The 13,627-nt window shown below is 68.1% G+C and carries 15 protein-coding genes; 14 read left to right on the plus strand and 1 reads right to left on the minus strand.

What is annotated here, in order from left to right:
• The first annotated feature begins 25 nt into the window (after positions 1-25).
• Positions 26-787: a flagellar brake protein gene (locus tag BM252_RS04930; RefSeq protein WP_093384469.1), complete on the plus strand. Its 762-nt coding sequence runs from the start codon at positions 26-28 to the stop codon at positions 785-787.
• Between the two features lie 152 nt (positions 788-939).
• Here the strand turns inward: BM252_RS04930 and fliE are convergent, their stop codons facing one another.
• Positions 940-1,281 (minus strand): flagellar hook-basal body complex protein FliE, encoded by a 342-nt coding sequence (gene fliE, locus BM252_RS04935; RefSeq protein WP_093384472.1) that lies wholly within the window; start codon positions 1,279-1,281, stop codon positions 940-942.
• A 269-nt stretch (positions 1,282-1,550) separates the two neighbouring features.
• Between fliE and fliF the strand changes: the two genes are divergently transcribed.
• The 13 genes from fliF (at position 1,551) to fliR (ending at position 13,593) form a co-directional block, all read left to right on the plus strand.
• Positions 1,551-3,293: a flagellar basal-body MS-ring/collar protein FliF gene (gene fliF, locus BM252_RS04940; protein WP_093384475.1), complete on the plus strand. Its 1,743-nt coding sequence runs from the start codon at positions 1,551-1,553 to the stop codon at positions 3,291-3,293.
• On the plus strand, positions 3,286-4,284 hold the full coding sequence (gene fliG, locus BM252_RS04945; RefSeq protein ID WP_093384478.1) for a flagellar motor switch protein FliG: 999 nt from the start codon (positions 3,286-3,288) through the stop codon (positions 4,282-4,284). Before fliF ends, fliG begins: the two co-directional genes overlap by 8 nt.
• A gap of 40 nt (positions 4,285-4,324) precedes the next feature.
• A complete protein-coding gene (locus tag BM252_RS04950; protein WP_093384481.1) occupies positions 4,325-5,035 on the plus strand; it encodes a flagellar assembly protein FliH in 711 nt (236 codons plus the stop codon).
• Positions 5,036-5,120: 85 nt separating this feature from the next.
• Positions 5,121-6,530: a flagellar protein export ATPase FliI gene (gene fliI, locus BM252_RS04955; protein WP_093384484.1), complete on the plus strand. Its 1,410-nt coding sequence runs from the start codon at positions 5,121-5,123 to the stop codon at positions 6,528-6,530.
• Positions 6,531-6,565: 35 nt separating this feature from the next.
• On the plus strand, positions 6,566-7,006 hold the full coding sequence (gene fliJ / locus BM252_RS04960; protein ID WP_093384487.1) for a flagellar export protein FliJ: 441 nt from the start codon (positions 6,566-6,568) through the stop codon (positions 7,004-7,006).
• A 64-nt stretch (positions 7,007-7,070) separates the two neighbouring features.
• Entirely contained in the window at positions 7,071-8,696 is a 1,626-nt protein-coding gene (locus BM252_RS04965; protein ID WP_093384490.1) for a flagellar hook-length control protein FliK, read from the plus strand.
• Between the two features lie 333 nt (positions 8,697-9,029).
• Positions 9,030-9,533: a flagellar basal body-associated protein FliL gene (fliL, locus tag BM252_RS04970; RefSeq protein ID WP_093384493.1), complete on the plus strand. Its 504-nt coding sequence runs from the start codon at positions 9,030-9,032 to the stop codon at positions 9,531-9,533.
• Positions 9,534-9,539: 6 nt separating this feature from the next.
• Positions 9,540-10,523 (plus strand): flagellar motor switch protein FliM, encoded by a 984-nt coding sequence (gene fliM / locus BM252_RS04975; protein WP_093384496.1) that lies wholly within the window; start codon positions 9,540-9,542, stop codon positions 10,521-10,523.
• Between the two features lie 74 nt (positions 10,524-10,597).
• The gene (fliN, locus tag BM252_RS04980) at positions 10,598-11,014 is read left to right on the plus strand and encodes a flagellar motor switch protein FliN (protein ID WP_093384499.1); all 417 of its coding nucleotides are present in this window, start codon (positions 10,598-10,600) and stop codon (positions 11,012-11,014) included.
• Positions 11,011-11,673: a flagellar biosynthetic protein FliO gene (fliO, locus tag BM252_RS04985; RefSeq protein ID WP_093385137.1), complete on the plus strand. Its 663-nt coding sequence runs from the start codon at positions 11,011-11,013 to the stop codon at positions 11,671-11,673. The genes fliN and fliO overlap by 4 nt, the downstream gene beginning before the upstream one ends.
• On the plus strand, positions 11,663-12,448 hold the full coding sequence (fliP, locus tag BM252_RS04990) for a flagellar type III secretion system pore protein FliP (protein WP_093384502.1): 786 nt from the start codon (positions 11,663-11,665) through the stop codon (positions 12,446-12,448). The genes fliO and fliP overlap by 11 nt, the downstream gene beginning before the upstream one ends.
• 9 nt (positions 12,449-12,457) lie before the next feature.
• On the plus strand, positions 12,458-12,727 hold the full coding sequence (gene fliQ / locus BM252_RS04995; protein ID WP_093384504.1) for a flagellar biosynthesis protein FliQ: 270 nt from the start codon (positions 12,458-12,460) through the stop codon (positions 12,725-12,727).
• 38 nt (positions 12,728-12,765) lie between these two features.
• On the plus strand, positions 12,766-13,593 hold the full coding sequence (gene fliR / locus BM252_RS05000; protein WP_093384507.1) for a flagellar biosynthetic protein FliR: 828 nt from the start codon (positions 12,766-12,768) through the stop codon (positions 13,591-13,593).
• Positions 13,594-13,627: the final 34 nt, after the last annotated feature.

A 13,627-nucleotide genomic window follows, 5' to 3' on the forward strand; every position in this document is an offset into this window, starting at 1 on the left:
TAACCGACCTAAGCGACTGGCTTGCATGCACCCACATATTCACGACGCCGAACTGGAAAACTGGCACGATTTCGAGATCGAATCGCGCCGGGAGATCACCGCCCTGCTGCGCGGCATCGGCGAGAAGAACCAGCTGATCCGCATGCTGCTGCGCGGCGAGGCCGACGTTTGCGTCACCACCATCCTCGACGTGCAGCCCGAGCACAACGCGGTGATCCTCGACGCCTCGGTCGACCGCGAACAGAACCAGCGCATCGTCGGCGCCAGCAACATCACCTTCGAGACCACGCTCGACAAGATCCGCATCCTGTTCTCCGCCGAGAAGGTCGAACTGTGCTTCCACGAGGGCAACCCGGCGCTGCGCATCGCCCTGCCGGCCACGCTGATCCGCCTGCAACGGCGCGAGTACTACCGCATGAACACGCCGCTGAGCAACCCGGTGCGCGTCATCGTGCCGCTGCCGGCCGAGCTGGGCGGCGGCAGCCACCCCTTCCCGCTGACCGACATCAGCTGCGGCGGCATCGCCATCATGGACAACAAGCTGCTGCTGGGCGACACCATCGGCAAGAACTACCTGGACTGCCGCATCGACCTGCCGGAGATCGGCACGGTGGCCACCTCGCTGCAGATCCGCAACTCGATCGACCTGACCCTGCTCAACAACAAGTCCAACCGCCGCCTCGGCTGCGCCTTCGTCGACATCGCCCGCCCCATGCTGGCCCAGGTGCAGCGCTACATCACCAGGCTCGAACGCGAGCGCAACGCCCGCATCGCCGGCCTGGGCTGAGCCCCCGGCGCGGACGAAAACGCGGACGAAAAAATTCCGGCGGGCCTGGCGGCGGCGCCGGTCGTGTCAGACAGCCAGGGGAGTAGGGCCAGGGGTAAAGAGCCAGGGTCAGACCCTAGGGTCTGACCCTCGACGCCGCGCCGCCTTCCCGACTACACCTGCATGTTCATGATCTCGTGGTAGGCCGTCACCAGCTTGTTGCGCACCTGCACGGTGGCCTGGAAGTTGATGCTGGCCTTCTGCATCGACACCATCACGTCCGACAGGCTGACGCTGTCGTCGCCCGAGGAGAACTGCTTGCCCATGGTGCTGGCCTTGACCTGGCTGGCGTTGACCGCGTCCAGCGAGTTCTTCAGCGCGTCGGCGAAGTTGACCTTGGCCACCGTCGGCTCGGTCTGCACCACCGGCGGCGCCGCCTGCGGCCGCGTCGCGTGGGCCTTCAACTGCGCGATCATCGCCTGGATCTGGCTACTATCGATTCCACCTGTTCTCATTCTCGACTCCAATTCGTTGCTGCAACGGAACAAATTCCGCCGCACGGGTCCAGCGCCGGCGTTACAATGGCGACACACTTGCGCTGTCAGAGTGTCAGAATAACAAAAGCGGCGCCGTCCGCTGCGCCGAGCAGGACCGTAAACGAGGGTCTGTTTCGGCGATGGGGCGGCGCCCGGGCGGCCGATAATGTGCTGTATTGGCCCATGCCCTCGCCGGACATGGGCGCGCCAAGCAAGCCAACCCAAACCCAAGCACGCGGAATCCGACCATGGCAGTAGCCGAAGAACTCGACATCGACCCAGCAGTGCCCGGCCCCGAGGCCGAGCAGGCGGCGAAAGTGCCCTTCATCCAAACGCCGATGGGCAAGAACTTCCTGCGCGGCCTGGGCGTGGCCGCCCTGCTCGCCGTCGGCCTGGCGCTGTGGCTGTGGAACAAGCCGCCCGAGTACGGCGTGCTGTTCTCCAACTTCACCGACCGCGACGGCGGCGCCATCACCGCCGAGCTCGACAAGCTCAACGTCAAGCACAAGTTCTCCGACAGCGGCAGCGCCATCCTGGTGCCCACCGAGCAGGTGCACGACATCCGCCTGAAACTGGCGGCGCAGGGCCTGCCCAAGGGCGGCAACGTCGGCTTCGAGCTGATGGAGAACCAGAAGCTGGGCGTGTCGCAGTTCCTCGAACAGGTCAACTACCAGCGCGCCCTCGAGGGCGAGCTGGCCCGCTCGATCCAGTCGCTGGCCGCCGTCGACGCGGCGCGCGTCCACCTGGCGCTGCCCAAGCCGTCCGTGTTCGTGCGCGACCAGCAAAAACCCACCGCCTCGGTGCTGCTCAACCTGCACCCCAACCGCGTGCTCGACCCGCAGCAGACCAGCGCCATCATCCACCTGGTCGCCTCCAGCGTGCCCGAGCTGCTGCCGGCCAACGTCACCGTGGTCGACCAGGCCGGCAACCTGATCTCCGACCTGAACAAGAACGGCAGCGCCGGCGCCAACGCCAAGAACATGGACGAGACCCAGCTCAAGTACGTCAAGGAGATGCAGCTGCAGGTCATCAAGCAGGTCGAGTCGATCATCATCCCCATCGTCGGCGAGGGCAATGTGCGCGCCGAGGCGCGCGCCGACGTCGACTTCTCCCAGGTCGAGCAGGCCGCCGAGACCTACAAGCCGAACTCGCCGCCGGCCGCCTCGTCGATCCGCAGCCAGCAGACCAGCGAAACGGGCGGCAACGCCAACACCAATCCGTCCGGCATCCCGGGCGCCCTGTCGAACCAGCCGCCGGGCACCGCCACGGCGCCGCTGACGGCGGCCGCCCCCGGCGCCGTGCCCGGCGCGCCCGGCGTGCCGGCCAACAGCACCCTGGCCGGCGGCGACAGCCCGCGCCACAAGGAGTCGACCACCAACTACGAGGTCGACAAGACGGTGCGCTACGAGCAGCGCGGCATGGGCGGCCTGCGCCGCCTGACGGTGGCGGTGGTGGTCAACTACCGCCGCATCGTCGACAAGAGCGGCAAGGTCAGCGTCAAGCCCTACACGGCCGAGGAGATGGTCAAGATCAACGACCTGGTCAAGCAGGCGATGGGCTACAGCCAGGACCGTGGCGACGCCGTCAGCGTGGCCAACTCGCCGTTCGACGGCGTCGACCGGCCCTTCGAGCCGGTGCTGGAATGGTGGCGCGACCCGGCCAACCTGCCGATGGCCAAGGACCTGGCCAAGTTCCTCATCACCGCCCTGATCCTGCTCTACATCCTGCTGCGCATCGTGCGGCCGATGATGCGGCCGGTGCTCAAGAAGATCGACGACCTGAACGCGCCGCCGCCGGTGCCCGACGAGCCCGAACCGGAGCCGGAGGACTTCATCGACCACGAGCTGATCGCCGAAGAGGAGCTCAAGCAGATGGAGGAAAGCACGGCGCGCGGCTACCGCGAAAACCTGGCGCTGGCCAAGAAACTGGCCAACGAGGACCCGCGCGTGGTGGCGCAGGTGATCAAAGCATGGATAGGCACAAATGACTGAGAATACTGGACTGCAAAAGGCCGCCATCCTGATGCTGGCGATGGGCGAGACCGAGGCCTCCGAGGTGATGAAGTTCCTCGGCCCGCGCGAGGTGCTCAAGCTGGGCGCGGCGATGGCCACCATGAAGGGCATCGCCCACGAGCAGGTGGTGCAGGTGCTGGAGGACTTCCGCACCCAGACGGAGATGAACTCGACCGTCGGCCTCGACTCGGACGAGTACATCCGCCAGGTGCTGACCAAGGCGCTGGGCGACGACAAGGCCTCGGTGCTGCTGTCGCGCATTTTGGGCGGCAAGGACGCCTCCGGCATCGAGAGCCTGAAGTGGATGGACTCGCAGTCGGTGTCCGAGCTGATCCGCAACGAGCACCCGCAGATCATCGCCACCATCCTGGTCCACCTCGAGCGCGACCAGGCCTGCGAGATCCTCGGCCACTTCACCGACCGCCTGCGCAACGACGTGGTGCTGCGCATCGCCACGCTCGACGGCGTGCAGCCGGCCGCGCTGCGCGAGCTCAACGACGTGCTCACCAAGCTCCTGTCGGGCAACGAGAACATCAAGAAATCCTCGCTCGGCGGGGTGCGCGCGGCGGCCGAGATCCTCAACTTCATGAGCGGCGAGCAAGAGGGTTCGGTGATGGACAACATCAAGAACTACGACAACGACATGGCGCAGAAGATCATGGACGAGATGTTCGTCTTCGACAACGTGATCGACATCGACGACCGCGGCATCCAGCTGCTGCTGCGCGAGGTGCAGTCGGAGATGCTGATCATCGCGCTGAAGGGCGCCTCGCAGGAGCTGCGCGACAAGATCTTCCGCAACATGTCGGCGCGCGCCAGCGAGATGATGCGCGAGGACCTCGAATCGAAGGGCCCGGTGCGCCTGTCCGAGGTGGAAACCCAACAGAAGCAGATTTTGCAGATCGTCCGGCGCCTCGCCGACGAGGGCCAGATCGTGCTAGGCGGAAAAGGCGAGGATTCGTTTGTCTAATACTCCGAAGGAACAGCAGTCGGCCTACCAGCGCTGGGAGATGACCTCCTTCGGCGACGAGCGCCCCAGTGTGCAGGCGGCGCGCGACGCCCGGCAGGTCGAGATCGAACAGGCCGCCATCGCCGCCTTCGCGCTGCAGGAGGCCGAGATCCGCGCCGCCATCGCCGAGCAGGAGGCGGCCGAGTTCGGCCCGCCGGCGCCGCCGCCGCCCGAGCATCCCAGCCAGGAGGAGGTCGACGCCATCCGCGAGCAGGCCCGCCTGGACGGCTACCAGGAGGGCCACGCCGCCGGCCACGCCGACGCCCTGGCCGACGGCAAGATCGCCGCCGCCGAGGAGCTCGAGCAGCTGCGCGCGCTGGCGCTCAACTTCAGCGAGTCGCTGCGCGAGGCCGACCAGCTGATCGCCAACGAGGTGCTCGAGCTGGCCCTGCAACTGGCCAAGGGCATGCTGAAGAACGCGCTGCGCGTCAAGCCCGAGCTGGTGCTGCCGATCGTGCGCGAGGCGATCGAATACCTGCCGGTGTTGCAGCAGCCGGCGCTGCTGCTGCTCAACCCGGAGGACGCCCCGCTGGTGCGCGCCGGCATCGGCGAGGAGCTCGACAAGGGCGGTTGGCGCGTCGTCGAGGACGGCCAGATCGGCCGTGGCGGCTGCAAGGTCGACACCGCCAGCAACCAGATCGACGCCCAGGCCGCCGCCCGCTGGCAGCGCCTGACCCACGCGCTGGGCAAGAACGACGACTGGCTAGACTGAGCCGGCCGCGCCACACCAGCCGAAGCCGAAGCGCCGAACCGAATACCCCCTCCCCCCACAGCCGACCGCGTAGTCCGAGCAGCCCATGAGCGACACCCCCTCCCCCGCCAATCCGCACGCCGCCCGCTGGCAGGCCCACCTGGCCGACTGCGCCGCCGTGCTCGGCTTCGTCGAGCCGATGCAGGTGTCGGGCCGGGTGACCCGCGTCGCCGGCCTGGTGATGGAGGCGGTCGGCCTGCGCCTGGCGGTGGGCGCCGCCTGCACCGTGCCGCTGCCCAACGGCGGCAAGATCGAGGCCGAGGTGGTCGGCTTCGAGGGCGAGCGCCTGTTCCTCATGCCGCAGAGCGACGTCGAGGGCGTGGTGCCGGGCACCCGCGTGTTCCCGGTCGAACCGACCATCCCGCGTCCGGGCAGCGTGCCGCACCCGCGGCGGCGGCCCAGCGACCGGGCGCGCCATCTGCCGGTCGGCGCCCAGCTGCTCGGCCGCGTGCTCGACGGCGCCGGCCGCCCGCTCGACAAGCTCGGCCCGCTGCTGCCGGGCGACAGCGCGCCGATCAACGTGCGCCCGGCCAACCCGCTGGGCCGCGCCCCCATCGTCGACACGCTCGACGTCGGCGTGCGCTCGATCAACACCATGCTGACGGTGGGCCGGGGCCAACGGATGGGCCTGTTCGCCGGCTCCGGCGTCGGCAAGAGCGTGCTGCTGGGCATGATGGCGCGCTACACCGAGGCCGACGTGATCGTCGTCGGCCTGATCGGCGAACGCGGCCGCGAGGTCAAGGAGTTCATCGAACAGATCCTCGGCGAGGAGGGCCTGGCCCGCTCGGTGGTGGTGGCGGCGCCGGCCGACACGCCGCCGTTGATGCGCCTGCAGGGCGCCGCCTACGCCACGGCGATCGCCGAGCACTTCCGCGACCAGGGCCAGAACGTGCTGCTGATCATGGACTCGCTGACCCGCTACGCCATGGCGCAGCGCGAGATCGCCCTGGCCATCGGCGAGCCGCCGGCCACCAAGGGCTATCCGCCGTCGGTGTTCGCCAAGCTGCCGATCCTGGTCGAGCGGGCCGGCAACGGCGAGGAGGGCGGCGGCTCGATCACCGCCTTCTACACCGTGCTGACCGAGGGCGACGACCAGCAGGACCCGATCGCCGACTCGGCGCGCGCCATCCTGGACGGCCACATCGTGCTCAACCGCCGCCTGGCCGAGGCCGGCCACTACCCGGCCATCGACATCGAACAGTCGATCAGCCGGGCGATGCACTCGATCACCTCGCCCGAGCACCAGCAGCGCGCCCGCATGCTCAAGCAGTTGTACTCGCGCTACGAGCGCAGCCGCGACCTGATCGCCGTCGGCGCCTACAGCCCGGGCAGCGACCCGGTGCTCGACAAGGCCATCGAACTGCACGAGCGCATCGAACAATTCCTGCAACAACAAATCACCGAACGGGTCGGCATGGGCGAGAGCTTGAGCCAACTTACCTCTCTATTCGAGTGATGGGCGCCGCCCCGCCCTGCCTATAATGGATCACCATGGCCTCCCAATCCCAACTCAACACCCTGATTGAACTGGCGCAGCGGGAAACCGACGACGCCGCCAAGCGGCTCGGCGCGGCGCTGGCGGCGGTGGCCGACGGCAAGCAGAAACACCAGATGTTGATCGGCTACCGCGACGAGTACGCCAAGCGCTTCGAGGCGGCCCAGGCCGCCGGCATCACGCCCATGGCCTACCGCAACTTCCAGGCCTTCATGGGCAAGCTCGACAACGCCATCACCGGCCAGCAGGAGGTGATCAAGCACGCCGAGCACCGCGCCGGGCAGGAGAAGGCGGCGTGGCAGGCCAGCGAGCGCAAGCGCATGTCCTACACCACGCTGAGCAAGCGCGCGGCGCTCGAAGCGCTCAAGCTGGAGGCCAAGCGCGACCAGAAACAGATGGACGAACACGCGGCACGACAAGCTTATTACAAACGCTGAGCCCGGCTCGGCGGCAACCCAGCGCGGCGGCACAGCGCCGCGCACCACTGAAAACGGCGCCACCATGCAAACTGCTCCTCTGCAACTCCCGACCCTCAACGCCAGCACGGCGTCGGCGCCGCCCAAGGTCAGCTTCAACGCCGGCGGCCAGGACAACCAGTTCCAACGCGCCCTGTCGCGCGAGATCGAGCAGCGCCAGGCGCAGCGCGGCGCCGAGGCGCCGGCGCGGCCGGCCGCCAAGCCGGCCGCCGGCCAAACCGGCGCCAAGCCGGCCACGCCGATCAAACAGCCGAACCAGCAGCCGAACCAGCAGGCGGCGGCGAAGGACGCCTCGGCCAACCGCGCCGCCGACAACGGCGGCAACGACTGCCGGCCGGGCGGCAAGTCCGAACTGCCCGTCGCCAGCGGCACGGCGACGGCGCAAACATCCACCGACAAGGACGACGCGGCCGACGCCAGCGACGCCCGCGACGCGCTCGACGGCCCGGTGGCCGACATGCTGGCCCTGGTGGCCGCCTTCAACCAGCCGGCGGCGCCCGCCGCCACCGCGCCCGCCGCGCCGCTGGCTGGCGGCGGCGGCGCCGCCGTCGACGCCAAAACACTGGCCGCCGACGCCGCCGCCGGGCAGGCGCTGGCCTCGGCCGCGCTGACGACCGGGGCGGCCGGCGCCAAGCCGGCCGCCGACGCGGCCGATGCCGACGCGGCAGCGGCTGAGCAGGCAGGCTTCAAGGCCTTGATCGCACAAGCGAACGCGGCGGCCAGCGCGGCCGAGGCCAAGCCGGGCGACGCCGCCACGGCCGCCGCCGCGCTGGCCAGCGCCACGCCGGGCGCCACCGGCGAACTCAAACGCGCCACACCGATCGCCGCGCCGGCCGCGCCAAGCGCGCTGCCGAGCGCCGCGGACGGCGACGCGCTGGCCGCCGCGCTGGCCGACGCCGCGCGCGCCGCCCCCGAGGCCAAGGCCGGGGCCGGGGCCAAGGCCGAGGCCGACACCATCAACAAGATCGAAACCCGCGCCCAGCCGGCCGACAACGCCGCGCTGCAGGCGGCGCAAAGCCGGCCGCAGGCCGACGCCGCCCCGCTCGGCCTGCCGGCCGCCACCGAGGCCCGCGCCGAGACCCTGGCGACGGCGCGCGAAGGCGCCGCGCCGGCCGAGCTGCACGCCGTCCAGGCGCCGGCCGCGTCCGCCGCGCAGGACATCGCCAAGACCGCCTCGGCGCTGCCGGCGGACAAGCTCAGCGGCCGGGTCGGCAGCCCCGCCTGGGACCAGCAGCTGGGGCAGAAGATCATCTTCATGGCCGCCGGCGGCGAGCAGAGCGCCTCGCTGAGCCTGAACCCGCCGGACCTCGGCCCGCTGCAGGTGGTGCTGAGCGTGTCGAACGACCAGGCCAACGCCGCCTTCACCTCGGCCCAGCCGGAGGTGCGCCAGGCGCTCGAGGACGCCATGCCGAAGCTGCGCGAGATGATGAGCGAGGCCGGCATCACGCTGGGCAACGCCACCGTCTCGGCCGACACCTCGGGCCAGCAACAGGCCTTCCAGCAGCAGGCGGCCTCGGCGCAGAACGGCGGCCGGGGCGGGCGCGGCGGCAACGGCAATGACGGCGCCGGCCGCCCCGGCGCCGACGCCGAGGCGGCGGCCCGCGCGCCGGCGCGCCGCCTGCCGGCCGGCGCGGTCGACACCTTCGCCTGAGGCGGCCGGCGGCGCAGCCTACTGGCGCCAAGCAAACCCCAGCGGCAAAATCGAGGGTCAGACCCTGAGGGTCTGACCCTGGTTCGTTGCCGTTGGGGGGTTTTCGCGACCCCGGGGCGCCTCGCCGAACGCCCCCCCCCCTCCCTCCCCGTTTCCGCGTTTTCCAGCGCGTCCCGGCGTTTGTTGCCTGTTTCGCTATGGAAACGTCGAGATACGCCCTGTTCCCCCCTCTTTTCCACCGATCCAGCTGCGCACGCTTTGCCGATAATGACATAATGGCGTCATGATCCATTGACGCACCTTGCAGGGGTACCTTTGAAAGCGAATCCAAAAATGAAAGCTGATGCAAAAGCGGACGCGGCACCGGCTGGTGGCAAGAAAAAACTCTTGATCATCATCATCGCCGGCGTGCTGGTCCTGCTGGGCGGCGGCGGCGCGGCCTGGTTCTTCATGCACGGCAAGTCCGGCGACGAGGCGCCCGCCAAGCCCAAGCACAAGGAGGCGTCCAAGTCCGGCCCGCCGGTGTTCGTGCCGATCGAGCCGTTCACCGTCAACCTGCAACCGGGCGAAGACGGCGCCGACCAGTACCTGCAACTGTCGTTCACGCTGCAGGTGTCGGGGCTGGAGGAGGTCGAAGTGATCAAGAACAATATGCCGAAGGTGCGCAGCCGCATGCTGTTGCTGTTGTCGGGCAAGCACGCCAACGAGATCAACACCCCCGAGGGCAAGAAGCAACTCAGCGACGAAATCATCGAACAGGCCAGGAAGCCGTTCGAGGAACGCGGCGCGCAGCAGGACGTGAGCGACGTGTTGTACACTTCCTTCATCATCCAGTAAGACATCATGGCCGATAATTTTCTCTCCCAGGAAGAAGTCGATGCCCTCTTGAAGGGTGTCAACGGCGATCAGGACGACGCGCAGGCGCCGGAAGACGTCGCGGGGGTCAGAACCTACAACCTGGCGACCCAAGAGCGCATCGTGCGCGGCCGGATGCCGACGTTGGAGATCATCAACGAGCGTTTCGCCCGCTTGTTGCGGGTCGGCCTGTTCAACTTCCTGCGCCGCAGCGCCGAGGTGTCGGTCGGTTCGGTGCGGGTGTCCAAGTACAGCGAGTTCATCCGCAACCTGGTGGTGCCGACCAACCTCAACCTGGTGCACATGAAGCCGCTGCGCGGCACCGCCCTGATGGTGTTCGACCCGGGCCTGGTGTTCCTGCTGGTCGACAACCTGTTCGGCGGCGACGGCCGCTTCCACACCCGGGTCGAGGGGCGCGACTTCACCCAGACCGAGCAGCGCATCATCCTGCGCATCCTCGACATCGTCTTCGAGGCCTACACCAAGTCGTGGGAGCCGGTCTTCCCGGTCGAGTTCGAATACATCCGCTCCGAGATGAACACCCAGTTCGCCAACATCGCCACGCCCAACGAGGTGGTGGTGGCGTCGACCTTCACCGTCGAGCTGGGCTCCGTCTCGGGCCAGATCCACTTCTGCATGCCCTACTCGATGATCGAGCCGATCCGCGACTCGCTCACCTCCAGCCTGCAGGGCGAGGCGCTCGAGGTGGACAAGCGCTGGATCCGCCTGATGACCCAGCAGATCCAGATCGCCGAGGTCGAGCTGCTGGCCACGCTGGGCACGGCCAAGGTCAACTTCGACGACATCCTCAACATGCGGGTCGGCGACATCATTCCGCTCACCATCCCGGAGATGATCTCGGCCACCGTCGACGGCGTGCCGGTGATGGATTGCAGCTACGGCGTGTTGAATGGACAATACGCGTTGAAGGTCGAGAAGCTGTTGGCCAACACCGACAACCTCAGCAAATAGCCGCACACAACAGCACATAGCCACACACAACAGCGGCGCCCCCGGCGCCGCGACGCGCCACACAGGAGAGAAACATGTCCGACAATCAAGACGACCAAAGCATGGATGACGATTGGGGCGCGGCCATCGCCGAGCAGGCCAAGGCGGAAGCCGACGCGCTGCAGAGCCAGGCCGCCAGCGCCGCCGTGTTCAAGGACTTCTCCAACCAGGGCAGCAAGACCGAGACGCACAACGACATCGACTTCATCCTCGACATCCCGGTCCAGCTGACGGTGGAGCTGGGCCGCACCAAGATCGCCATCAAGAACCTGCTGCAGTTGGCGCAGGGCTCGGTGGTCGAGCTCGACGGCCTGGCCGGCGAGCCGATGGACGTGCTGGTCAACGGCTGCCTGATCGCCCAGGGCGAGGTGGTGGTGGTCAACGACAAGTTCGGTATCCGTCTGACCGACATCATCACGCCGTCCGAACGCATTCGAAAATTGAATAAATGAAACCTGCTGTTCTTTTCACCACACTGCTGCTGGCCGCCGCCGCGTTGCCGGCCTCGGCCCAGCACAGCGCCTCCGGCACCATCGCCCCGGCGCCGGGCGCCGCGGCGGCGCTGCCGGCCAGCGCGCCGGCCGTCGCGGCCGCCGCAACGGCACAGTCCGCCACTATGGCGCCGCCGGCCGGCGGCGCCGTCCCGGCCCTTGCCGGCGCCGCCCAGCCGGCGGCCGCCGCCAAGACCGGCTCGGCCATGGTGCTGCCGGCCACGGCGCTGCCGGCCGCCGCCCAGGCGCTGCCGTCCGCCTCGTCCTCCCCGTCCTCGGCCGGCAGCCTGCTGCAGACCACGCTGGCGCTGGCCTTCGTGCTGGCCCTGCTGGTCGGCCTGGCCTGGCTGCTCAAGCGCTACGGCCCGAAATCGATGGGCAGCAGCAGCGCCGTGCGCCTGGTCGGCTCGCTCAGCGTCGGCACGCGCGAGCGCATCCTGGTAGTCGAGGTCGGCGAACAGTGGATCGTCGTCGGCGCCTCGCCGGGCCGCATGAACGCGCTGGCCACCATGCCGCGCCAGCAGCAGGAGGAGATCGCCGACCATCCCCAGCCGGGCCTGGCCGGGGCCAATTTCGCCGAGTGGTTCAAACAAACGATAGAAAAGCGCAATGGTAAATAAATCGTCCGCCCGTTGGGCTCCCCCCCCTGCGGCCGGCACGATTGGTAAGTGCTTACTCGCGCTGGCCGCCTTGGCGCTGCCGCTGTGGGCCCTGGCCGAGCCGGGCATTCCGGCGTTCAACAGCGTGCCGGCCGTCGGCGGCGGCACCAACTACACGCTGCCGATCCAGACCCTGCTGCTGATGACGGCGCTGTCCTTCCTGCCGGCCGCGCTGCTGATGATGACCAGCTTCACCCGCATCATCATCGTGCTGTCGCTGCTGCGCCAGGCGATCGGCACGCAGTCGGCGCCGCCCAACCAGGTGATGGTCGGCCTGGCCCTGTTCCTGACCCTGTTCGTCATGGGCCCGGTGTTCGACAAGATCTACACCGAGGCCTACCTGCCTTTGCAGGAAAACAAGATCACCATGAGCGTGGCGATGGAAAAAGGCGTCGCCCCATTAAAAACCTTCATGATGAAGCAGACCCGCCAGGCCGACCTGGCGCTGTTCGTCAAGATCTCGCGCAGCCCGGCGTTGCAGGGGCCGGAGGACGTGCCGCTGCGCATCCTGATCCCCGCCTTCGTCACCAGCGAGCTCAAGACCGCCTTCCAGATCGGCTTCGCCATCTTCATCCCCTTCCTCATCATCGACATGGTGGTGGCCTCGGTGCTGATGTCGATGGGCATGATGATGATGTCGCCGGCGGTCATTTCGCTGCCCTTCAAGCTGATGCTGTTCGTCCTGGTCGACGGCTGGCAGCTGCTGCTCGGCTCGCTGTCGCAGAGTTTCTACTAGGAGCGCGCGATGACCCCGGAAAGCGTCATGACGATGGGCCGCCACGCGATGGAGATCACGCTGATGGTGGCCGCGCCGATGTTGCTGGTGGCGCTGGTGATCGGCCTGGTGGTGAGCATCTTCCAGGCCGCCACCCAGATCAACGAAAGCACCCTGTCCTTCATCCCCAAGCTGGTCGGCATCTTCGTCGCGTTGGTGGTGGCCGGGCCGTGGATGCTGTCGGTGATGCTCGACTATATGCGCGAGGTGTTCGGCGGCATTCCGGGCCTGGTCGGCTAGATGCTTGCGGTAACGCAACTAAATTGTAACGGGGGCTCATGATTACGCTCTCCACTGCCGATATCAACCTATGGATCGCGGCATTGCTGTGGCCGCTCACGCGCATCCTCGGCCTGATCGCCGCCGCGCCGCTGTTCGGCAACGGCAGCGTGCCGGTCACCGTCAAGGTCGCGCTCGGCGTGCTGTTGGCGCTGATCATCGCGCCGACCGTGCCGGCCCTGCCGGGCGCCGACCCGCTGTCGCTGGCCGGCCTGCTGATCCTGCTGCAGGAGGCGCTGGTCGGCCTGGCGATGGGCTTTTCGATGCGCATCGTCTTCGCCGCCGTCGAAATGGCCGGCGAGATCGGCAGCCTGACCATGGGCCTGGGTTTCGCCACCTTCTTCGATCCGAACACCCAGGGGCGCTCGTCGGCGATCAGCCAGTTCCTGGCGCTGATGGCGACCATGGCCTTCCTGGCCACCAATACCCACCTGGTGCTGCTGTCGGTGCTGGTGGAAAGCTTCAGCAGCCTGCCGGTGTCGGCCCAGCCGCTCTACGGCGGCGGCTTCAAGCAGCTGGCCGACTGGGGCGGCAAGATTTTCAGTACCGGTGTCCAGTTGTCGCTGCCGATTGTGGCGGCGCTGCTGATCACCAACGTCGCGCTGGGCATTTTGACCCGCGCGGCGCCGGCGCTCAACCTGTTCGGGATCGGTTTCCCGATCACGCTGGGCGTCGGCCTGCTGGTGTTGGCCATGTCGCTCCCTTACCTGGCGACACCGTTGCAACAACTGTTTTTGGACGGCATAGAACGTACCCGGCTGATGCCGCGCACCTGGTCGGAGCGGGCAAGCTTGCCGCTTCGACCAGCGCCGCGCGCCGACCGATAGGGAAATTTAATAGCCGAAACACGTAGATTTGGTT

The sequence above is a fragment of the Rugamonas rubra genome (assembly GCF_900114705.1).
Taxonomy (GTDB): Bacteria; Pseudomonadota; Gammaproteobacteria; order Burkholderiales; family Burkholderiaceae_D; genus Rugamonas; species Rugamonas rubra.

What these genes read in the sequence shown, in the direction of transcription:
- fliL (WP_093384493.1), top strand. Translation starts at nt 9,030, where the DNA reads ATGAAAGCTGATGCAAAAGCGGACGCGGCACCGGCTGGTGGCAAGAAA.
- fliN (WP_093384499.1), top strand. Translation starts at nt 10,598, where the DNA reads ATGTCCGACAATCAAGACGACCAAAGCATGGATGACGATTGGGGCGCG.
- BM252_RS04965 (WP_093384490.1), top strand. Translation starts at nt 7,071, where the DNA reads ATGCAAACTGCTCCTCTGCAACTCCCGACCCTCAACGCCAGCACGGCG.
- fliQ (WP_093384504.1), top strand. Translation starts at nt 12,458, where the DNA reads ATGACCCCGGAAAGCGTCATGACGATGGGCCGCCACGCGATGGAGATC.
- BM252_RS04930 (WP_093384469.1), top strand. Translation starts at nt 26, where the DNA reads ATGCACCCACATATTCACGACGCCGAACTGGAAAACTGGCACGATTTC.
- fliI (WP_093384484.1), top strand. Translation starts at nt 5,121, where the DNA reads ATGAGCGACACCCCCTCCCCCGCCAATCCGCACGCCGCCCGCTGGCAG.
- fliO (WP_093385137.1), top strand. Translation starts at nt 11,011, where the DNA reads ATGAAACCTGCTGTTCTTTTCACCACACTGCTGCTGGCCGCCGCCGCG.
- fliJ (WP_093384487.1), top strand. Translation starts at nt 6,566, where the DNA reads ATGGCCTCCCAATCCCAACTCAACACCCTGATTGAACTGGCGCAGCGG.
- fliP (WP_093384502.1), top strand. Translation starts at nt 11,663, where the DNA reads ATGGTAAATAAATCGTCCGCCCGTTGGGCTCCCCCCCCTGCGGCCGGC.
- BM252_RS04950 (WP_093384481.1), top strand. Translation starts at nt 4,325, where the DNA reads ATGACCTCCTTCGGCGACGAGCGCCCCAGTGTGCAGGCGGCGCGCGAC.
- fliF (WP_093384475.1), top strand. Translation starts at nt 1,551, where the DNA reads ATGGCAGTAGCCGAAGAACTCGACATCGACCCAGCAGTGCCCGGCCCC.
- fliR (WP_093384507.1), top strand. Translation starts at nt 12,766, where the DNA reads ATGATTACGCTCTCCACTGCCGATATCAACCTATGGATCGCGGCATTG.
- fliG (WP_093384478.1), top strand. Translation starts at nt 3,286, where the DNA reads ATGACTGAGAATACTGGACTGCAAAAGGCCGCCATCCTGATGCTGGCG.
- fliE (WP_093384472.1), bottom strand. Translation starts at nt 1,281, where the DNA reads ATGAGAACAGGTGGAATCGATAGTAGCCAGATCCAGGCGATGATCGCG.
- fliM (WP_093384496.1), top strand. Translation starts at nt 9,540, where the DNA reads ATGGCCGATAATTTTCTCTCCCAGGAAGAAGTCGATGCCCTCTTGAAG.